The sequence below is a fragment of the Candidatus Phytoplasma luffae genome, assembly GCF_018024475.1.
Taxonomy (GTDB): Bacteria; Bacillota_I; Bacilli_A; order Acholeplasmatales; family Acholeplasmataceae; genus Phytoplasma; species Phytoplasma luffae.
On the sequence record NZ_CP054393.1, the window covers coordinates 508,643 to 532,151 of the forward strand.

The 23,509-nt window shown below is 24.9% G+C and carries 13 protein-coding genes, 1 rRNA gene and 1 pseudogene; all 15 read left to right on the forward strand.

Translation table 11 applies throughout. From position 1 onward, the window contains the following. The first annotated feature begins 53 nt into the window (after positions 1–53). The 15 genes and pseudogenes from LFWB_RS02580 to LFWB_RS02650 all read left to right on the forward strand — a co-directional run bounded on the left by LFWB_RS02580 (position 54) and on the right by LFWB_RS02650 (position 23,401). Entirely contained in the window at positions 54–884 is an 831-nt protein-coding gene (locus tag LFWB_RS02580; protein WP_210954547.1) for a GumC domain-containing protein, read from the forward strand. A gap of 22 nt (positions 885–906) precedes the next feature. Further along, complete coding sequence (locus tag LFWB_RS02585; protein WP_210954548.1) at positions 907–1,275, forward strand: effector protein; 369 nt, start codon at positions 907–909, stop codon at positions 1,273–1,275. A gap of 297 nt (positions 1,276–1,572) precedes the next feature. Beyond that, a complete protein-coding gene (locus tag LFWB_RS02590; protein ID WP_246454241.1) occupies positions 1,573–2,931 on the forward strand; it encodes a hypothetical protein in 1,359 nt (452 codons plus the stop codon). A 47-nt stretch (positions 2,932–2,978) separates the two neighbouring features. Continuing rightward, positions 2,979–3,626, forward strand: a pseudogene (gene tmk / locus LFWB_RS02595) (dTMP kinase); the annotation flags it as partial. Positions 3,627–3,799: 173 nt separating this feature from the next. Further along, positions 3,800–4,429 (forward strand): hypothetical protein, encoded by a 630-nt coding sequence (locus LFWB_RS02600; RefSeq protein ID WP_210954507.1) that lies wholly within the window; start codon positions 3,800–3,802, stop codon positions 4,427–4,429. Then, a complete protein-coding gene (locus tag LFWB_RS02605; protein ID WP_210954508.1) occupies positions 4,419–5,900 on the forward strand; it encodes a replicative DNA helicase in 1,482 nt (493 codons plus the stop codon). Before LFWB_RS02600 ends, LFWB_RS02605 begins: the two co-directional genes overlap by 11 nt. 11 nt (positions 5,901–5,911) lie before the next feature. After that, positions 5,912–7,240 (forward strand): toprim domain-containing protein, encoded by a 1,329-nt coding sequence (locus tag LFWB_RS02610; RefSeq protein ID WP_210954509.1) that lies wholly within the window; start codon positions 5,912–5,914, stop codon positions 7,238–7,240. A 36-nt stretch (positions 7,241–7,276) separates the two neighbouring features. Next, positions 7,277–7,912, forward strand: coding sequence for a phase variable surface lipoprotein (locus LFWB_RS02615; protein WP_210954510.1), 636 nt, complete (start codon positions 7,277–7,279; stop codon positions 7,910–7,912). 530 nt (positions 7,913–8,442) lie between these two features. Next, positions 8,443–9,387 (forward strand): IS3 family transposase, encoded by a 945-nt coding sequence (locus LFWB_RS02620; RefSeq protein WP_210954511.1) that lies wholly within the window; start codon positions 8,443–8,445, stop codon positions 9,385–9,387. A 410-nt stretch (positions 9,388–9,797) separates the two neighbouring features. Beyond that, complete coding sequence (locus LFWB_RS02625; protein ID WP_210954549.1) at positions 9,798–12,236, forward strand: hypothetical protein; 2,439 nt, start codon at positions 9,798–9,800, stop codon at positions 12,234–12,236. Between the two features lie 2,361 nt (positions 12,237–14,597). Then, positions 14,598–15,182, forward strand: a complete 585-nt coding sequence (gene yihA / locus LFWB_RS02630) for a ribosome biogenesis GTP-binding protein YihA/YsxC (protein ID WP_210954550.1) — start codon at positions 14,598–14,600, stop codon at positions 15,180–15,182. A gap of 140 nt (positions 15,183–15,322) precedes the next feature. After that, the gene (locus tag LFWB_RS02635) at positions 15,323–17,899 is read left to right on the forward strand and encodes a valine--tRNA ligase (RefSeq protein ID WP_210954551.1); all 2,577 of its coding nucleotides are present in this window, start codon (positions 15,323–15,325) and stop codon (positions 17,897–17,899) included. Between the two features lie 172 nt (positions 17,900–18,071). Further along, positions 18,072–20,876: a cation-translocating P-type ATPase gene (locus LFWB_RS02640; RefSeq protein WP_210954552.1), complete on the forward strand. Its 2,805-nt coding sequence runs from the start codon at positions 18,072–18,074 to the stop codon at positions 20,874–20,876. 121 nt (positions 20,877–20,997) lie between these two features. Beyond that, the gene (gene pth, locus LFWB_RS02645; RefSeq protein ID WP_210954553.1) at positions 20,998–21,573 is read left to right on the forward strand and encodes an aminoacyl-tRNA hydrolase; all 576 of its coding nucleotides are present in this window, start codon (positions 20,998–21,000) and stop codon (positions 21,571–21,573) included. 294 nt (positions 21,574–21,867) lie between these two features. Beyond that, positions 21,868–23,401 (forward strand): 16S ribosomal RNA (locus LFWB_RS02650). The last annotated feature ends 108 nt before the right edge of the window (positions 23,402–23,509 follow it).

Below are 23,509 nucleotides of genomic sequence, written 5' to 3' on the forward strand. Positions count from 1 at the left end.
TCATATTTCAATATTTGATAATAATCACTATTATCAGAAAGGAAATGAAATTTATGAATAATAATTTTTTTAAAAAACATTTAGTAACTATTGTTATCATTTTACCTTTCGTAATAGCAATTATCATAGGCATTAATCAAGGATTTAATGATTATCAAAACGAAAAAAATTATTTATCTCCTTTAGAGAACAAACCCCAACAAATCCCTTCAAAAATAAAACGTTCTACGGAAGAAACACCCCAACCGAAAATTAAAACCACTGCTGCTCGTTTCGACCAAATTAAAACTTATGTTTTCTCAGAATCCGATGAAAATACCTTACTACCAAATGACCTTTCTGAAGAAGAAAAAACCCAAATCAATAAACTAAAAAATAGTTGGCAATTATCATTGAATTCCTTAAACGAACAAAAAACATGGGTAGATGAAAAACAAACTGAATGCGATGAATACCAAGCACAATTAAATTCTCTTCAACCTCAAATAGAAGCTTTAAAACCACAACAACAAAAACTAGAACAAGATCAAGCCGATAAAAATAAAATAATTAATCAAAAAAAAGAAGTTCGGAAACAATTTAAATATTTACCTAATCAACCCGAAGAAGTTAGAAAAAAAAGAGAAGAAAATAAAAGAATATTAGAAGCTGAAATCGACAAACTCCAAGATGAAGTAATAAAAATAGTTGGTGAAATCGGCAAAATCAACGTTCAAATTGGCATATTAGAAAGTGACCAAAAATTATACAAAAGTAGGTTAAAGGATTCTAAAGAATCCAAACAAGATTTAGAAAAACGATATAAAAATGCTGAATTACAATATAAAGATTTAATTATTTCTGGATTAAACAAACTCTATGACATTACCTCGACTGAGGGATAAAAAATAAAAGGAGTCGTTAATAATGATTAAATTAGAAAAACAATTATCTTTGTTTAGTCTATTTTTTATCATTTTTTTAGGATTATTAATGTTTGATAACAATATGTTATATGCTTCCCCTGGGATAAATTTAGATGTAAGAATGAGACAACTTACAGAAGAACAAAATAATTTAATACAACAGTTAAATAATAATTTTAATGATTTAAGTTTAAATAATACAATACGTTTAAGTAGAATGCAAAATATTGCAGCAGATATAGAACGAATTTCAAACCAAATAAATGCAATAAATCAACAATTAATTCTCAGAGATCAATTTCAACGAGAAAGAGAAACAAGAAACAACACCTCAAATCAACAAAACAACAATAATAATGGAAGACATTAAAAAAAATTAACTCAAAAATCTTATTAACAAGACCCTCTCCCAAGGGTCTTTTTTATTTAACACACACATATTTTGGTAAAACAATAACAAAAAACAAAAAAAGGAGGTAAACAATTATGTCAAAATCAATCAAAATTCCTTTTATCTAAATATTTCATCATTATTTATTTATTATTATTTTTGATTTGTTGTCCTTCTATCTCCGCTCATCCTTATTTTCATCATCAATCTAAATCAAAAATAAAACTATCTGACTACCAAACCCTTCAACAAGAATGGTTAGCGACCCAACCCAAAATGAAAAGATATGACATTCCTGTTTTATCCAAAGAAAGCATCCCTGATATCTTAAAATATTTTAATATCAAAGCTTCTATCTATTTCCTTCAAGAGCCTTCCTACAATCCTTATGATTACACTTTCTTCGACGCTAAACTCAAAAACCCTCCTTCAGGTTTAATTGGGGCTTATTTCAAACCAAGACATAACCCTTTTAATATCAAATATCCTGATGAAGATGATGAATTCACCTTAGAAGAACTCCTTGATTACGGAATAGCCATCAAAGAAGCCTTTGTCTTTTGGGATACAAAACAAAAACCTCAAGAAGAAAATGTAAATATAGAATTAATAATAATTGAAATGTTTGCTGACCAAAACAAAGAAGAAGCAATTAATAATTATTTAATCAAAAACAACATCATTAAAGAACCAAAACTAATTAAACTAGGTTGTTATAACGCAACACCTCATACTGGATTAGTATTGCCTTTACCTTTTGGAAAATTTTTATTTGAATTTGAAATTGATGCCATTTATTTTGATGACGGCATAAGGTTATTATCTGAAAATCGAAATATACAATCTCTAAGAAACCGATTAGAATGGAAACAAGAATTTCTACAAGAAGTTATAATAAAACAAAATTCATGTGAAGATACACATTTCAAAACTGTCTATCAAGAAAGCATTAATGAAATTAATGAAAGCATCAATCAAATAAAAGAAGATATTATTAAATCTCAATCATATACTATCGAAGACTTAACAAAACTCTCAAATGGTGCCAAAAACATCTATCTTTTCTTCCTTAATGTTCAAAAAAGAAAAAAAATTATTGAACTCCCTGACTCTTTAGACCCTTATCAAACTATCCGAGATTGGAAAAGAGAAAACAACCTTTATACTTTCCCTCCTTTAATAAAAGAAAGTGAATATAAAGAAGAAACAGAAAAGCGAAATTGGGATATTGAAATAACTTCTCCTTCTTATAAAAAAATAGATATTCCTTTTCAAATTAAAAAAATATTCCAATGTTTAGAAACTGATGATTGTATTTATTTTGTAGTTTGTAATGATACACTCCAAATTAAACTCGCCGAACAATATCGTAATGCTTATATAAATTGGTTAAAGCAATGTTACATTCAATATGGATGTTCTTATTCAGCTCAAGAAATAAGAAATAAATTTGGAAAAACATCGAGAATTATTTATGATGAAAACGGAAATACATGTTGGTATCAATATGTCCCAGGTTTTTTCTCTGATGATTGGATTGTTAATGGTCATAATTGTGTTGGTAATTCTAATATTTTTTATAATTTTTATAACACCACTCCCCCACCCAAAAGAATTGAATTAAGCTTTAAATAACAATTTAAAAGACTCTCTTGTAGAGTCTTTTTTTATTATCTAAAACCCAATTAAAGGAGAAAAAAATGAAACTTATAGTTTTTGAAGGACTAGATGGTAGCGGCAAAACAACTTTAATTCAAGAATTACAACAAAAACTAAAAAAACAAAAAATAAATAATAAAATTTATCAAGGTTTAGGAAGTAGTTCTATTGGAACAGAAATAAGAAATTTATTTTTAAATTATAACCAAGTTGATTACATTACTCGTTTTTATCTTAGCATCACTAATATGGCTCAAATCCAAAAAGAACTCATCTATCCTCATTTAAAACAAAATCAACTCATAATCTTAGACCGTTGGTTACCATCAACATATGCCTACCAATTATTTCCTTATCTTAAACAAACAAAATCTTGTTTCGATTTAAAAGAAATTTTTGATATCACTCATAAAAAATTATTTATTAAACCTCATTTATTAATTTATCTAGATATTAATCCTCTTATTGGTAAAGAAAGAAAACAAACCCAAAAAAACCATCAATTAGATATTATCGAACAAAAATCCTTAACTTATCACCAAACTGTCCATAAAGGTTATTATCATTATTTAACTCATTATCAAAACAATAAACAATTAATTCTAAATGGTATTGATTCCCTTCAATCAAATGTTACTAAAATTATGAAATTAATAAGAGATATAAAATGAAAAAAATCATAAAGAAAAAATGTCAAAACGGTAATTTATATATCTATTTTCGCAACGGCAAAATCAAAACAATTCATAAAGATGGAATTATTACTTGGCGTACTAAAAAAATCTATTAAAACAAACCAAAGACCCTCAAAAAGGGTCTTTTTTATTTAGAAAGGAATTTAAAAATGTTAACTAACCAAGAATTTATTAATATCAACCAATTAAATACCAACTCAAAATCAGTTCAAATCATAAAGCTTATTTTCAACAAAGCAACTTTGAATCTTACTATTGATAAATATATGAAAAGTAATCACATTCAATTAAATCATTATTTCGAAACCAACAACTTTTGTTCCCAATCCCAAAAATCAATTCGCGGAAAAATTAACGAATACCTGATTTTGCTTTATTTAAACCATAAAGGAATTAAATGTTTATATCCTAAATCATATTTATTTTTCATCCCCGACATCAAATTCGACTTGGTTTTATTCACACAAACCAAACGCATTATCGCCTTCAATTTCAAAACTTGCCTTCGTGAACGATACAAACAAGCCATCATTGAAGCACAACAACTAAAAAAACTAGACACTCGTTTTGAATATTATTTATTAACAAACGATGAAGTTGAAACTCAAAAACTCAATAATAAAATTAAAAACGGTAAAGTACAGTCAATTAATAAAGTAATTAATTTATTTTCTGATAATGCTAATCTCTTCTTAAAAACCTTACTAATGAATGAATTCATCACTTTTCCCAATATTAATTTAATTAAAAAGAAGGAGTTAAATAAAAATGTTAACTAACGAACACCAAGCCTTAATTCAAATTATTAATTACATCGAAAAAGGGGAGTGGAACAAATTAAAACTTTATTGTCAAATAATCAACCCTAAATATTTAACCAAATCCAATCACCAAAAAATATATAACGCTTTAAAATATTTATATTTAGAAAAAAAATCAACTCATCCTTGGGATAAAATCAAAACCAAAGAGACAATTATTAAAGAATTACTAACTTATCTTCAAACTCATTATCCTCAAGAAAATTTTAATAATGAATCTTTGATGTTTTTAAACAATAATAATATCCATAATGAACATCTTTTAGAAAATTTAAAACATACTTATACCCAAGAAACTTTATTTCAACAATTAATAAAAACAATCAACCCTTCTTTTGATAATCAAGATCTTTATCATAAGCATTTATACTACCAAGAAATCTTTGATAAATTAAGAAATTTTATTAATCTTATCCCAAACAAAAAAGATAAAACTTTATTAACCTTGAACCAAATGACAAAACTTTATCCCGAAGTCTTTGAAACCGACAACATTTCCAAACAAAAAATCCAAGAAGAATATTATCGTTTATCAGACACTTTCAAAGGATTAAACCAAGCCACTAAAGGGTTCAAAAAAGGTCAAATCATCACCATTGGAGGCTATACTGGTTTAGGTAAAACATCTTTTATCTATAATCTTCTTTTAGATTTAGCCAAAACTAAATACCAAGAAAACCAACATTATCCTTATATGTTGGTTTTTTCTTTTGAAATGACTTCAGAAGAAAACCTAAATCGTTTATTATCTAATCAAACTCAAATTCCTTTAGATGTTATTTTAGATAAAAATTTTGATAATATCACACAACAACACTATACGAAAAAGATGATACAAGCAAAACAATTTTTTACTAATATCAACTTATCTTTTAGTTATGACCAAGAAAAAAATATTAATTATATTGTTGATTTATTGTATCGTCTTCATTTAGAATCCAAAATAGAAATTGTAGTCATTGATCACCTTCAAATCACAAAAGCGAGTAATAAAATGGATAATGACCGTTTAGCCATTGATGAAATCATGACCAAAATTAAAGAAATCGCCATCGAATTAAAAATTGTCATTATCATTTTATCTCAATTTTCAAGAGATACTTATTCTAATTATAACGGAAAATCCCCAGAAATCACCGCACTAAAAGGCTCTGGCGGAATTGAAACCAATTCCGACATAGTATTAATTATGTCTGAATTTAACCCAAATATTAAAAAAAATACCACCAAACCCCTAAATATCTATACTTCAACCTTAAATCAACTATATTTAGAAGCTGATGACAATGATAATCAAAAAATAATTGAAGTAAATATTAAAAAAAATCGCAGCGGAACTAAAAAAACTTTAGTCTATCATTTTAAAATGACAACTCAAACTTTTCAAGAAGTAGGTTATGTTTTACCTTACCAAATAGAAGATTTTTAAGGAGTAAAAAAATGAATAATCAAGAAAAAATTAACTACATCAAAACTAATTTCCCCATGATAGTTTTATTAAAAAAATTAAACATCCTCCCATCAAACTTCAACAGCAAATATCGTTTTCCTTGTCCCATCCATCAAGGTCTAAATCCAACAACTTGTCATATAAATGATAACAATAACATTCACTGTTGGAAATGTTGTCGCGATTTTGACATTATTGATGTTTATAAAGAAATTCGTGGAATCACAAACTTTAACGATGCAGTCAAAAAGATTTTAAATTTTATGCATTCTCAAAAATTTGAAATCTTAACAAATAAAGAAAAAACTAACACCTCAATATCCTCCAACCCTTTCAAATTACAATATCATCCTCCCAAACCCCATAACCCAATAGATGAAACAGAAATTAATATCAAAAAAACACAATTATTCAAAGAAATATCTCCCTTATTTAATCAAATAAGAGATTATTATAATTATTTGTTAACATCCAATCAAAATGATGAAAGGAAAATAGGATTAGATTATTTAACACAAAAGCGCCAATTAAATTTAGAAACAATTAAAGAATTTAAATTAGGTTATGCTCCATTATCAAATAAACCATTATCTTTTAGATTAATCAATTTCTTAAAAAAGAAAAATGTTAATATTGATAAATTAGTAGAATATGGTTTTATCAAAGAAAAAACTAATTTCAAAGGAAAAAAATATTATCATGATACTTTTCATGGTTCTATCATTATCCCGATTGAAAATGGATATGCTAAAACATTTCACTTTTATCAAAACCATTTTTGCGATACTAGCTATTTTCAACCCAAATATCAATCTCTTAATAATTTCAGCCAAACCCCCACTTTTCATTTTAGTTATCGTTTCTTTGAAGCATTCCCTTGCATTAAACAAACTAAAATTATGATTGTTCATGAAGGCTTTTTTGATGTCATTAGTTGTTGGCAAAATGGAATTAAAAACGTTGTGGGATTAATTTGTGTCACACAATTATTTTCTCAAACACAAATAGACATTCTTAAAAAAGAAAATATTAAAATCATTATTGCCTTAGACAATGACGAAACAGGAAAAAAACGTAGTGAATTATTAGGTGAACAATTAAAAAAAGAAAATATTATCTATGAAATTAGACACATTTTACCACCTTATAATCAAACTTGTAAAGATGTCGATGATTTATTTAAACAATATGGAATCCAAGCTTATCAAAAATGTTTCTTAGACCCATATATTTCTTACGAAGCGGCCAAAAAGAAACAAATAGTAGATTTAGCTATATATTACTTTGGCAAAGATAAAGTAGAAGTAATTAACGAATAATTTATTAATTAATTTAAAAAAAGGAGAAATAAAATAATGCAAAACAATACCAATCAAGAAATTAGAATCGGAGGTGAAATTAATAAACAAAATACTCCCACTGATTTAGAACAAATCAAACACTTTTTGAAAACTTTAAAAGAAGATTTAATTAACCTCACCATTATTAATCATTCCAAAAAGAAAAATACCTACCAAGAAGCTAATTATCGCCCTAAAAATCAAACTTTATTTATAGATCCAAAAATCTTAGAAGAAATTAAAAAATACAAAATAGACATAATTAAAGCCATAAAAGTAGATGACAATACAAAATTATTACTTAACCCTTCAACCCCTCTTAAAACTCAAAATAATACCCTTAAACATCAATTTAATATTTTCCAAATCAATTATAAAAATGAAACCAAAAACCAAATAAAAGAATTAATGAGCAAAATCAATATCAATAAATTAGATACTTTAAAATTATTTAAATTAGATAATCATAAAAAAGATAAATATGATAAACCTTTAAAAAGCAATTATAAAAAAGGTTTAAATATTATTTATTATCGCTTAGAAGATTTAAAACACATTAAATTCTTTATTACCAAAGATAAACGAGGATATCGCATCAGAAAATTACATCCCAAATATAAATATATATCTAAAACAAAACAAATTATTTAACTAACAATTTTATGACACTTTTATGACACTTTTATGACACTTTTATGACACTTTTATGACACTTTTATGACACTTTACTGACACTTTACTGACACTTTACTGCCCCCAAAAACCCTTTTTGCAACAAGCTTTTATAACAAGTGATATTTGATATTTTATATCGATAATGATAATGATATTCGATATTTGATATTGTCGATATATCTTTTTTTTAAATCATTATTAATTATCGATATAAATAACATCTCTTTTTTAAAACCCTTTCCATTGGAAAAAGATTGTTTATAAAAATATAAATCAAATAATATAAGCGCTGGAGCGCTAACAAAAATAAAAAGAATACATAATAAAAAGAAAAATAATAAAGAATCCCCCCATTACGCTGCCCCCCTTTTTTTTCAAACCTTACCAATTTCATCAGCGCAAAACTAAAAAATAAAACAAATTAATGGTATTTTTTTGATTTAAAAACCTTTTTGAATTATAATTATTAATATAATCAAAAAAAATAAGGTAAATAGTGTTTAATAATGAAAAAATTAAAACAAAAATTCAAATTATTGCAAAAAATGATTGAAAAAATAACTAAAATTGATAAAAAAATAGTTTTTAATTTGGTTAAAAAATTTAAAAATAACTTAAATCTTACTACCATTTTAAAAACTATCCAAATCAAAAGAAGTACTTATTATTACTGGTTAAAAATTAAAGAACAATTAAAATTAAAACAAGAAAAATACCTTTTGCAACAAAAAAGAATCGAAGCTTTATGTTGTAATCATGAATATTTTTTCGGTCATCATAAAATTACTGTTTTATACCAAAAAACTTTCAATGAATCAATTACTAAGAAAAAAGTTTATCTCATTATGAAAGAAAAAAATATTTTTTGTCGGTTAAGAATTAAAAAAAATAAACATCATTATAAAAATAATTTACAAAATAAAATTAAAATAGTACCTAACTTAATCAATCAAGAATTTATTTCATCTCGACCCCTACAAAAACTATTCACTGATATTACTTATTTTAAAACTCCTCAAGGTTTTTTATATTTTTCTTGTGTTATAGATTCTTTTAATAATCAAATTATCGCTTCACATACTTCTAATTGTCAAAATAAAGATTTAGTATTAAAAACAATCCAAAAATTACCTAAATTAAAAAAACCTTGTATTATTCATTCTGATCAAGGTTCAGTTTATCAATCTCTAAAAGTTCAACAAATCCTAACTAAAAAAGGTTTTTTAATCAGCATGTCCCGCAAAGCCACTCCACGTGATAACGCAGTAATTGAAAATCTGTTCGGCCAAATGAAAAGTATTTTATATCATCGTCATCCTTTTTTATTTCAAAAAACAATTCCAAAAATCACAAAAATAATTAATCAATTTCCTTCTTTTTGGAATCATAAATGGCTTTTAACTAAATTAAATAATTTATCCCCTTTACAATATTTTCAAACTCTTAGATAAATTATTAGTTAAATTTACATAAATAATATAACCTTATAAAAAAGGTTACTTTTCTGCACCCTTTTTTTAAGAAAAATATTAAAATTATATAAAAGATTATTTTCTTTTTATTTTGTAGACACCTTTTTAACTTTTTTTACCTAACTATATATATGGAAGGGTAAAATATTGAAAAAAATATCTTTTGAAACTAGCAAATTATTAAAAAACTTTAGACACTTTTTAATTTAATTAAAAACAACTTTGTTAGTTTGAAAAGATATGAAATTATCTACTTAATTTTAAGTTTTAAAGAACAATTTTAAAATTAAAATATGTCCAAAAAAATGGAACAGCGCAACTAGTTTTGTTGATAATAGAGTTAATTTATAGTTAAATGAATTATTCAAGGTAAGTATGGTAACAATTATATGTCTAATAATTTTTTAAATTTATGTAATACATTTAAGGATGAATCTATAGATCGAATTATCGAATATTTAAATGAAAATCCTGAAAACTGTTATTGGTATTTTAGTGATGAAAAAATTAAAGAAATTCAAAATAATAATATAGATAAAAAAATAATTGGTTTTAGATTTGAAATTCCTGAAGTAAATAAATTTAAAAAATTATTTTTAAAATTAATTTTACAAAATGAAAAGGATGATAAAATAGAATACAGTGTTTCAAACGAAATTCAAAATTTTCGTTTGGAAGAAATAAACAAAAAATTAAAAGAATTGATAGATGACCACACCCAAGAAAAAGTGTTAAAAGTGTTAAACAAAAGCAATTCGGCAAAAGATTTAAATCCTAAAAGAAATATAATTGTATACGTGATTAAATTAATTAAACAAAAAACAAAAGATAACCTTTATTATGAAGCGTTATCAGAACTTGTTAAAATCCCTGATCTTTGTATAAATATTAAAAACCCGGGCGACACAGCAAAGGGCAATGAAAAAAAATATATTAAATTTCTAAATGAAGCCGAATGCAAAACTCAAGAACCTTTGTTTTTATTGAATGAAGAATTTTATGCTTTAAGATGTAATTTAGTTCATATGGATTCAAAAATATCTCATTATCAAACAGTTGATTCTAAAAGTATTAAAGAAACAACAACAACAAAGATTGAAAAAACAATCGAAATTTGTGAACAATATAAAGAATTATTAGTAGAATCACAAAATTCCAACAGCAATGAGTCTAAACCAACTGCTAAAAAGATAAATTTCATAAATTTAAAACTTAAAAGAGTATTAAACAAAGATATTCAATTTTATTGGGATAAAACAAAAAACATTTTAAAAAAAATTTTAAATTTACAAACAAAAGAATCAGACGATTTAAGAGAAATGCCTATTAAAAATGAATCATTGAAAAAGTTAGAAGAAGAATTAACAAAATTGGTAAAATTGGTAGAATTAAAAGATGAAGAGGGAAATACAAATAATGGACAAAATTCCAACTTGGATGTAAATTTTAAAAATATATTGCAATATTCACTTGAAATTCAACAAGCAAAATTGCAATATATAATTGATTCGATAAATAAATGGATAAATGAATCGATAAATGAATCGATAAATGAATCGATAAAAGACGAAATAGAAGATGAATTAGAAAGATTTAAATCATTACAAATAAATCTTAAAAAAGAGATTGAAAATGATAAAATACAAAAATTAATTATCATTATGCAACAATATAATTTTATTTTCGAAAATATAAACGATGAAACAAAAAAAGATATACAAAATAATATACCAAAAACAATATACAAAATAATACAAAACAATATACAAAACAATATACAAAACAATATACAAAAACAAAATAATAATAAAACAATATCACAAATATTAGGAATACAAACAGAAGTTATTTCGGAAAACGACTTTAATGAAAAACTTAAACAACTAGCAGAAGAAATAAAAAATAAAATAATCCCAAAAAAAATAAAAATAGCATATACAAGAATATATATAAAATTTTTAGCTATAAAATACATGAAGGAAAATAAGGATCAATTAAAGAAAGAATTTTTTCAAAAAATATCTAAATTAATCGGTAAAAACTCAATTAGTGAATATATAGAAAAAATTCCTGAATTAAAAAAAAATTTACTTGTTGCAGTTTTCAATGTAGAAATGGAATCAAAAGCGGACATAAATGATAATAATTTTAAAGAATATATAGAAAAATTTGAAAAATATATAAATAATTTTAAAGGTGAAATTAACAATACAATAGATGAAGATAACATTGTTCATGTTATCGAAGAGTTGGAATCAAAAAAAATAAGAGGAGACATCGAAAATTGGTCTGTGATCTATACAATTAAACGTATCTTGGAACAGAATATAAATGAAAATGAAAACAAAATAGATGGACTAATAAAAGGAATGTGTAAAATATTTCCCCCAGATAACGCCAATAAAAATCAAGTTATAGAAGATATAAAAAAAGCAAAAATATTTCCTAAAAATACTATAGATAATATACTTAATTTGAAAAATAAAATAGAAAATAAAATGAAACAGATAGATCAAGACCATAAAAACATTAAAGATTTAAAAATAGACTACGAAGATCGAGCCATTCGGAAAGTAACATTAAAAAACGAGATTCAAACTATTACTGAATGGATCAATAGTTTAAGAATTCATAAACTATTCTTGTTATCCTTAAACACAGTAGATAAAGATAATATAAATTATTTAAAATTAGATAGTGACAAAATTAAACAAATTTTAAATTTTTTTTCTAATTTTTTGTTTGGTTACCGTTTACAAGATCTATCGGAAGAATCTTGGTTCGAAAACAACAAAGATAATATATTAGATTACGATTTTAAATTATAAAAACCCAATAACAAAAAGAAATTTAATTTTAGAAATGATGCTCAAAAATAAAACAAACATCAGAATCCACTTTTTTCATCATAACTTGTTCTAAAAAAAGAAATTGATTTTTTCATTAATTAACAATGATAACATATGTGTTTGTTTATTTATAGTACACATTTTTTGGTTTAGGCCCTAGCTAGTAAAAAAGATATTGGTTATAAAATAGCTCATCCCAAAGATTTAGTTGTTTGTCCACAACATTTAGACAGAAAGACTATTTGCTTTAATTTTTTAAAGCAAAAATATTTAGTTTCTTCTTCTTATAAAATTTATATTTTAGATAATTCTTTAATGTCTGTGTTATTTTTTCATTTTTGGATTACTACCGATTATGCTTTGAAAAAATATTACACAATAATTAATCAAGGAAATTCAAGTGGACGTATTTCGTCTGATATGAATAAATTTTTAAAATTAAACAATAAATTTCCTTCTCTTAAAGAACACAAACCAAAATCGCTAATTTTATTTCTTTACTAGATCAAAAAATTAATCTTAAAACATAATTATTAGATACTTATCAATTACAAAAAAAATATTATTTAAATAATACTTTAATTTAAAAAAATAAATAAATATAACATTTAAATTTTTTAGTTATTATAGATTCATTTTTAGCCTTGATATTTTAAATAAAAACCAACTTTAAAAGTTGGTTTTTATGTTTTATAGATTTCATCTATTCGTACAGGTTTTTCTTTATTTTCTTTTTGAAAATATTGGAATTTATTTATTTTTTTATTAAAGTGTATGTTTTTAATAAAGTTTTTTTGGGTGTCGGCAATTTCCTTCTTTATTTGGATCGGTTTAGTAAGCAGGTTTAAAGTTTTGTGTTTATGTCTTTTTTTCTTTACTAATGTATTATAAGCGCTTTTGAAGTTAGTTGAGTTAAACTGTTTTTTATGAACTCTAACAAACTTCCCTTCAAAAAGATAAAAAACCTTTTATTAAATTTATTAATGAAAATAAAAATACATACACTTTTAAATATCTTTTGAAGACCTCAGAATTAAATAAGGCCATTTATTATAGTTATTTTAAAATTATTAAATAACAAGAAAATAAAAAAAATTTAAAAAAAGATTTGATAGATAAATTAAAAGATTTAATAGCTAAAAATTATACCTACAAATGTTTAAGAATTAAAAAAAAAAAAAAAAGAAACTCGTTATTAATTTAAGCGGTTATATTGGTTTAAATAAAGATTTACAAAACAAATATCGGATTAAAAAACGCCATAAATTAGTCAAAAAGAAAAAAAGAAATAAACGATCTTTTATTTCCTAACTATCTTGAAGATAATTTTAAAACTGGCTACCTTTATTCCAAAATATCAATCGATATAACTTATATATAATATAAAAATAAAATATTGTATTTATCGACTGTCATTAATTTATCAAGATACCAGATAAACCAAATATGAAATTAATTTTTGATACTTTAACAAATTACTTTATAATATCTCTTTAAATAGCATCTTACATTCAGATAAAGGCAGCGTTTATACTTCTTTAAATATCAAAATAAATTAAAAAGTTTAGGTATAATAGCATCTTTTTCTCAAAAATCGTCTCCATAACAAAACTCCCCCGTTAAATATTTCTTTCCAAACCTCAAATTAGAGACATTTAGTTTTGAGAATTGCATAAAATTAACTAAAAAAAGAAGTGATAAGTTGTTATTGATAACTATATTTTTAATTATAACAACGAAACAAAGCTAAAATTTAATAATTATTTAATACCTAACAACACTTTATTTAATTATTTTATTAAAAAAAATTAAAATAAGATATTTTTTTAAGGAATGAAAAAAATAAGATTTAATAAAAAAATATCAATTTTGAGAGTTTTTTGTGGTGAATTTTTATATTTTTTATTAAAATTAATATTTTTTTAAAAATCAATCTCTTATCAATCCACTTTTTCAAATGATTTTCGTAAAAAAAGAAAAATATGTTAAAAATGATTAAAAAATTTAAAAAAACATCAAAAAATAATAATAAATTAAGTTTTTTGTGAATGATTCATAATTTTTTTATCCTCTCTTTAAAATAATTAATAAAAATACAAAATATAAAATCTAATCTATATCTATTTTTTTAAAAAAAGCTTTAATATATATTACATATTAGATTTAGATAAGATTTTCTTTTCTTTTTTTGCATTTTTTTCTTTTTTAAAAAAAGTTGTTGAAAAATGTTTTTTTTATGATATATTAAAGGTAATAAAGTTTGTTTTAATTTCTAATTTTCTTTTGTTAGAGTATAAAAAAAACAGTTTAAACTCTTTATAATAAAAAAGGCAATATAAAATGATTTTAAAATCTTTTTTTGTTAAAAGTGTTACTGATTTAAAAAATAGACCTTTACCGATATTGTCTGAAATTTTTTTAATAGGTAGAAGTAATGTAGGTAAAAGTTCTTTTATTAATTCTTTAACCAATAATAAGAAAATGGCTTTCACATCTAAAAAGCCAGGAAAAACAATACATTTAAATTATTTTTTATTAAATAATTCTTTTTATTTAGTAGATTCTCCTGGTTACGGTTATATGAAAAGAAATTTTACTATAAAACAAAATACTATGAAACTTATTAGTGATTTTTTACAAAAAAATAAATCTATTAAAATTATTTTCCAACTTATAGATTTCAAAGTAGGTCCAACCGTTTTAGACTTAGAAGTTTTTAAAATATTACATCGAAATAATTTACAACCTATTTTGATTTTAAATAAAAAAGATAAAGTTTTATTGAATAAGATTAATCATAGATTAAATCAGATTAAAACAATTTTCAATGAATTGGGTTATCCAGAAATTTCAATGCATTTATTATCTTGTAAAAATAAAGAAGGATTAATCAATATTATCAATTTGATTCATGATAAAATATAAGTACAAATTATTTTAAATATAATTTTTTTTATAATCGTTTAGTTAATAACAAAATAATAATAATAATGTTATAATAAATATTATTTTGTATAAGTTATTTTGTACCAATAATAAGGTTTAAAATTAAATATAATAATATTATGAAATCTAAGTATGATTTTAAATTAATAGAAAAAAATAGATATCAAAAATGGTTAAATGAAAATCATTTTCAAACCGAAAATGTTTTGAATAAAAAAGCTTTCACTATTGCAATACCTCCCCCTAATATAACAGGACAGCTACATTTAGGACATGCTTGGAATAATTTTTTACAAGATATTATCATAAGAAATAAGAAAATGTCAGGATATGACGTTCTTTTTTTACCTGGCATGGATCACGCAGGTATAGCTACACAAGCCAAAATTAAACAAAAGTTAAAAGAAAAAGGTTTTTCAGAGAAAGATATAACTAAAGAACTTTTTTTAAAATATGCTTCTTTATGGAAAGAAGAATATTCTGATATTATTCGGAAACAATGGTCTGATTTAGGATTATTTATGGATTATAAATATGAAAAATTCACTTTAGATCCACCTTTTCAAAAGGCAGTAACACAAGTTTTTATTAAATTATATAAAGATAATTTAATTTATCGTGATTATAAAATTATTAATTGGGATCCTTGTCTTTTAACTACCTTATCTAATATCGAGGTTCAACATAAACAAGTAGAAGGAAATTTTTTTTATTTAAAATATTTTTTAGTCAATGATTCTAATATTTTTTTAGAAGTTGCTACTACCAGGCCAGAAACTATTTTCGCTGATCAAGCTTTGGCGGTAAATCCTGAAGATTCAAGATATAATTCTTTTATTGATCGAAAAGTTGTGGTTCCGTATACTAATTCTCACATTGATGTTATTGCTGATTCATCGGTAGATATAACATTCGGAACAGGTATAGTCAAAATAACTCCTGCGCATGATGAAAATGATTTCCAAATAGGAAAAAAAAATAATTTAAAATTTATCTCTTGTATAAACAAAAACAACACTATGAATAAAATAGCTAAAAAATATGAAAATTTAACTGTTTTAGAGTGTCGTCAAAAATTAATATTAGATTTACAAGAAATGAATTTAGTTTCTAAAATAGAAAAACATCTTCATATGGTTGGTTTCTCTAGCATTTCAGGCGCTGTCATAGAACCAAGGTTATCTTTACAATGGTTTTTAAAATCCAAAGAATTATCTTTATCATTTTTGAAAGAAAATAAAATTAATTTTTTTCCTAAAAGATTTCTAAAAATATTCAACGCATGGCTTGAAGACCCTGAAGATTGGTGTATTTCTAGACAATTATGGTGGGGTCATTCAATCCCTGTCTGGTACAAAGATGATCAAATTAAAATTCAAGAATCAGATCCTGGCAATGGTTTTGTTCAAGATTCTGATGTATTAGATACTTGGTTTTCTTCTTCTTTATGGCCTTTAATAACTTTAGAATGGCCTAATATTAAGGAACCTTTCTTCCAAAGACGTTTCCCTTTAGATGTTTTAGTTACAGGTTACGATATTTTAACTTTTTGGGTGGCTAAAATGGCTTTCCAAAGTTTTCACTTAACTAATCAAACACCTTTTAAAAATGTTTTATTACATGGTTTGATAAGAGATGAAAAAGGGCAAAAAATGTCAAAATCTAAAGGAAACGGTATTATTCCTAAAGATATTATTGAACAATATGGCGCGGATACTTTAAGATGGTTTTTGACTACTAGTGTTTCAAATGGTTCTGATTTATGTTATGATAAGGCAAAAATTATGAATAGTTGGAATTTCATTAATAAAATTTGGAACATTGGTCGTTGGCTCGAACTTAATTTAACTATTAGAGATATTGATTTCGAATTGCAAAATTTATTATTCCCTGAAAAAGCTTTATTATTCCAATTTTCTCAATTAATTAAAAAAATTAATAATTTATATAAAGTATATGAATTCAACACAATAGGAGAATTATTGTATCATTTTGTTTGGGAAGATTTTGGCAATTGGTATTTAGAATTTTTGAAAATATTTTTAAAAGAAACAAAAAATAACTTGAATTCGCAAAAATTTTTACTTTTTGTTTTTCATAATATTTTAAAATTATTACATCCACATATGCCTTTTGTAACAGATGCCATTTATGAAAAATTTACTTCAAATAAATCTATTGTTCATTCTGATTGGCCTAAAATTAATTATTCCAATTCAAAAGATTTTGAACAATTTCAGATTTTTAAAAAATTAATCACTAAAGTCCGTTATTGGAAAAAAAATAATAAAATTCAAAAAAAAGATTTATTTAAAGTATATATCAAAACAAATGAAGAACAATTTCAAAACTTAGTTATTTTTATCCCTTCTTTAACTAAGTTTTTTCAAGTTAATCAATTAGAATTATCTCATGATAATATAACAGAGAAAAAATATTTTTGTTTAGAATCGGAATCTGATATTTCTATTTGGATAGATAGAGAATTTTGGAATAAAAATAATATAGAAATGAAAAAAAATTTCATTAGACAAAAAGAAATTCTTTTATCAGAACTTAAAAGAAGTGAAAATATTTTAAATAATAAGTCTTTTTTAGAAAAAGCTAATTCTAAAAAAATTAAAGAAGAAAAAGATAAATATCAAAAATATTTAAAACAATATAAGATTTTATTGAAAAATGATGTTAATATATAACTGAAATATTTAATATTTTCTAAAAAAATAATTTTATATTTTAATGTTTTTTTAAAAAAAAACATTAATAAATTTTATTTATAAAAATTTATTTTAATATATTAACGATTAATTTTTATTTTACAAATTAAAAAAAATATTTTTTTTAACAAAAGAGGAATTATACAAAATTATGGAAAATCATGATCTTTTAGAAATAAGTAATTTAACACCAGAGGAAGTTTTAAAACATTTTGGTTCAAGTTTAGATGGTTTAAATGATAACGAAGTTAAAAGAAGATGTTCTTTATATGGTCTTAACATTATTAAATCTAATAAAAAAAATAGTATATTAAAGAAAATTATCAAACAATTTACTTCTATGTTTGCTATTTTATTATTAGTATCGTCTTTTTTAGCTTTTATTATTTCAGAGATAGCGGTAGGAATAGCCATTTTATCAGTTGTAATTGTTAATGGTGTTTTCTCTTTTTTTCAAGAGTATAAAACAGAAAAGATTTTATCTGATTTAGGAAATATGATTCCTAAAAAAATTAAAGTTTATCGTAATAAAGAAGTAAAATTTATTGATGCTATTAATTTAACAATCGGAGATATAATTTTTTTAGATATAGGTTCTACTGTACCTGCCGACGCTAGATTGATTGAGACTAATGATTTTTATGTTGATAATTCTATGTTAACAGGAGAAGTTATTCCTTTAAAAAGAACTTCTTTAGCTAATGATAATAAAAATTTTGTTATCTCTGATGCTGCTAATTTAGTTTATGCAGGTTCTACAGTTACTCAGGGAAGCGCTAAAGCTATTGTTTATTCTGTTTCCGATAAAACACAAATCGGACAAATTTCTCATTTATCTTCGCAACTAGATAAAGGAATAAGTACTCTTGAAAAAGAGATTTATAAAGTTATTAAGGTTATTAGTATAATAGCTTCTTCATTAGCGACATTAGTTTTCTTTATTTGTTTATGGCGTTATCAAAGCTCTTCTACAAATTTGGGAAGCGCAGCTAAAGCTTCTATTATCGTAGCTTTAGGGATGTTAGTAGCTAATATTCCGGAAGGATTATTACCTACTATTAATTTAAGTTTGGCTATTGGTTCTCGTAGAATGGCAAAACATAAAGTATTGATTAAAAAATTATTTTCTGTAGAAACATTGAATTCTACTACTGTTATTTGTACAGATAAAACAGGTACTTTGACAGAAAATAAATTAACTTGTAGTAAATTTTTATTTTTTGGCGGTTCAGTCGATGTTACAGGTAATGGTTTAGATAAAGCAGGACAATTTCAAAATTTTGATAAAAAAATGTATGATAAAGTTTTGAATAAAATTCTTATTTCTTCTATTATGTGTTCCGAAAGTAACATTATCGAAGATCCTGAAAATAAAGATAAATTTCAGATAATAGGAAACTCAGCAGAAGGCGCTTTATTGATAGCTGCTACAAAGTATGGTCTTAATATTGATGATATTAGAAAAAATTTCCATATTGAAAAAACAAATCCTTTTTCTTCTGAAAATAAAAAAATGAGTGTTTTAGTAAAAAATATATCTCAAAAAAATTATGATTTGAATGAAAAATATTTATTTATAAAAGGTGCTCCTAGTGTTTTATTAAAACAATGTATTTTAAAATATGATCAAAATCAAGTTACTTCTTTTACTTCTGAAGAAAAAAATTTTTTTATAGAACAGAATGAAGATTTATCTAAAAAAGGTTATCGTTTGTTAGCTATAGCTTACAAAAAAATAAATACCGAAGAAAACAATCATGAAGAAAAAGATATGGTGTTTTTAGGACTAGTTATTAATTATGACCCACCTAAAGCTGGTGCACTTGAAGCGGTTGGACAATTATATAAAGCTGGTTTAAAAATTACTGTTATTACAGGTGATTATGGACCTACAGCTGTATCTATTAGTAAACAAGTGGGAATTATTAAAAATGATGAATATTTAGATATAAATGGTGATGAAATCGATAAATTATCAGAAGAAGAATTGAAAACAACTTTAAAACAATCAAAACCTATATTATTTTCTCGCGCAACTCCTCAACATAAATTAAGAATTATTCAGGCTTATCGAGATAATGAAGAAATAGTAGGTGTTATTGGCGATGGAGTTAATGATATTTTAGCTATGAAAGTCGCTCATATAGGAATTGCGATGGGAAAATCAGGAAAAGATGTTACGCGTGATGCCGCTGATATAATTTTATTAGATGATAATTTTTCTAAAATTCCTAAAGCTCTTTTAGAAGCTCGTTGTATTTATGATAATATAAAGAAATTTATAACTTATGTATTTTGTTCCAATATTCCTCAAATTTTCCCAATTATTTTTATGGCTTTATTTCGTGTCCCACTTTATTTAACTGTTATGCAAATTTTAGCTATAGATTTAATTACCGACTTGGTTCCGGCTATTGCATTAGGCGCTGAAGAACCTGAAAAAAATTTATTAACAAAAAAACCTATTACAAAAAACGATCGTTTGTTAGATAAAAAATTATTAAAAAGAAGTTATGGTTTTTTAGGCATCGTTGAGGGAACTTTAGCTTTAATATTTTTTTTATGTTCTTATAGTTTTAAAATATTTAAAGATGTCAAAATAATGAATTTAACAGAATTAGTAAAAGATCCTAATTTTAAATTTGCCTCTACTATGGCTTTTGGAGCTGTTATTTTCGCTCAGATAGGAAATGTTTTAGCTTGCCGTTCTGATCAAATTTATTTCTGGAAAACTGTTAAAAAAAAGAATTTTCTTTTATATTTCGGTATTTGGTCTGAATTATTTTTATTTGTTTTAATATCAACAAAAATTGATTTTTTGAATAATTTTTTTGGCACAATCGGAATAGGAATTAAACATTATTTTTATTTATCTTTATGTATTTTTGTTATGTTGCTTTTTGATACTATTTATAAATTTTATAATAAAAAAGAAGAATTCAATAAAATAATATAAAATATTATTTTTCTCAAATAAAAAAAACAAAAATATTTATTTTTGTTTTTTTTATTTTATTTATTGTTTTTTAATAATAAATTATATTTAAAAATATTTAATATATAAAAGGAAAAAAACAATGAAACTTATTGTTGGTTTAGGCAATCCAGGTGATGTTTATGATAATACTCCGCATAATATAGGTTTTATGTTGGTTGATTATTTTGTTAAACGTTTAACAAATAATAATTTAGAATATATAAAAGAGTTGTCTGGTTTAGTTTATAAATATAAAAAAGAAAATATTTCGGCTATATTATTAAAACCACAAAAATATATGAATTTATCAGGCGCTGTTATAAAATCTTTTTGCCGCAAATATAAAATAAATATAAAAGATGTTTTAATTATACATGATGATATTTATCTCCCGGAAGGTCGTTTTAAATTAAAAGAAAAAGGCAGTCATGGTGGTCATAACGGTATAAGAAATATAATAGACAACTTGCAAACAGAAAGTTTTAAAAGATTAAAAATAGGAGTCGGTTATAATAATTTATTTTCTTTGGAAAAATATGTTTTAAGTTCGTTTTCTTCAGATAATCTAAAAATTATTTTGAATCAATTTCCTATTTTTGTTAAAATTTTAGAATATTTTGTTCAAGATATTTCTTTGAACATGATATTTAATTTATTAAATAAAAATAAGTTATAAAAAAATAATATTTTTGATTTTTATATGTTATAATAAAATGTCTTAAATAAAAAATAATAATGCAAAATTAAATAAAAAAAAATTATAAATATTTTCAAAAAATGTTTGATATTTTTTCATGATATTTTTATTTTATATGTTATAATAAATTGTCTTTGTTTTTTATTTTTATTGACAAAAATTTTAAAAAATATTTATTTGATTTATTTCTTTGAAAACTGAAGATGATATTTAGTAATTAATTTTTTTATCAAAAAAACGAATTTTTTGTTATTATAAGATGAATAATCTTACAAAACTAAGAGTTTGATCCTGGCTCAGGATTAACGCTGGCGGCATGCCTAATACATGCAAGTCGAACGGAAACTTTGCAAAGAGTTTTAGTGGCGAACGGGTGAGTAACACGTAAGTAACCTGCCTTTAAGACGAGGATAACAAATGGAAACATTTGCTAAGACTGGATAGGAAACAAGAAGGCATCTTTTTGTTTTTAAAAGACCTCCTAAAAAAAGGTATGCTTAAAGAGGGGCTTGCGCCACATTAGTTTGTTGGTAAGGTAATGGCTTACCAAGACTATGATGTGTAGCTGGACTGAGAGGTTGAACAGCCACATTGGGACTGAGACACGGCCCAAACTCCTACGGGAGGCAGCAGTAGGGAATTTTCGGCAATGGAGGAAACTCTGACCGAGCAATGCCGCGTGAACGATGAAGTATTTCGGTATGTAAAGTTCTTTTATTGAAGAAGAAAAATAGTGGAAAAACTATCTTGACGCTATTCAATGAATAAGCCCCGGCTAACTATGTGCCAGCAGCCGCGGTAAGACATAGGGGGCGAGCGTTATCCGGAATTATTGGGCGTAAAGGGTGCGTAGGCGGTTAGTTAAGTCTATAATTTAATTTCAACGCTTAACGTTGTTTTGTTATAGAAACTGCCTAACTAGAGTGAGATAGAGGCAAGTGGAATTCCATGTGTAGCGGTAAAATGTGTAAATATATGGAGGAACACCAGAAGCGTAGGCGGCTTGCTGGGTCTTTACTGACGCTGAGGCACGAAAGCGTGGGTAGCAAACAGGATTAGATACCCTGGTAGTCCACGCCGTAAACGATGAGTACTAAGTGTCAGGGTAAAACTTGGTACTGAAGTTAACACATTAAGTACTCCGCCTGAGTAGTACGTACGCAAGTATGAAACTTAAAGGAATTGACGGGACTCCGCACAAGCGGTGGATCATGTTGTTTAATTCGAAGATACACGAAAAACCTTACCAGGTCTTGACATACTCTGCAAAGTTATAGAAATATAATGGAGGTTATCAGGGATACAGGTGGTGCATGGTTGTCGTCAGCTCGTGTCGTGAGATGTTAGGTTAAGTCCTAAAACGAGCGCAACCCTTGTCGTTAGTTACCAGCACGTAAAGGTGGGGACTTTAGCGAGACTGCCAATTAAAAATTGGAGGAAGGTGAGGATTACGTCAAATCATCATGCCCCTTATGATCTGGGCTACAAACGTGATACAATGGCTGTTACAAAGAGTAGCTGAAACGTGAGTTTTTAGCCAATCTCAAAAAAGCAGTCTCAGTTCGGATTGAAGTCTGCAACTCGACTTCATGAAGTTGGAATCGCTAGTAATCGCGAATCAGCATGTCGCGGTGAATACGTTCTCGGGGTTTGTACACACCGCCCGTCAAACCATGAAAGTGGACAATACCCAAAAGCAGTGGCTTAATTTCGTAAGAAAAGGGAACTGTCTAAGGTAGGGTCGATGATTGGGGTTAAGTCGTAACAAGGTATCCCTACCGGAAGGTGGGGATGGATCACCTCCTTTCTAAGGAAAATAAATCATCATCTTCAGTTTTGAAAGACTTAGATTAAATAAGTTTTTCTTTTTAGGTAAAAGGTTTTGAGGTTTAAAGTCCATTTATGCTCACCAATA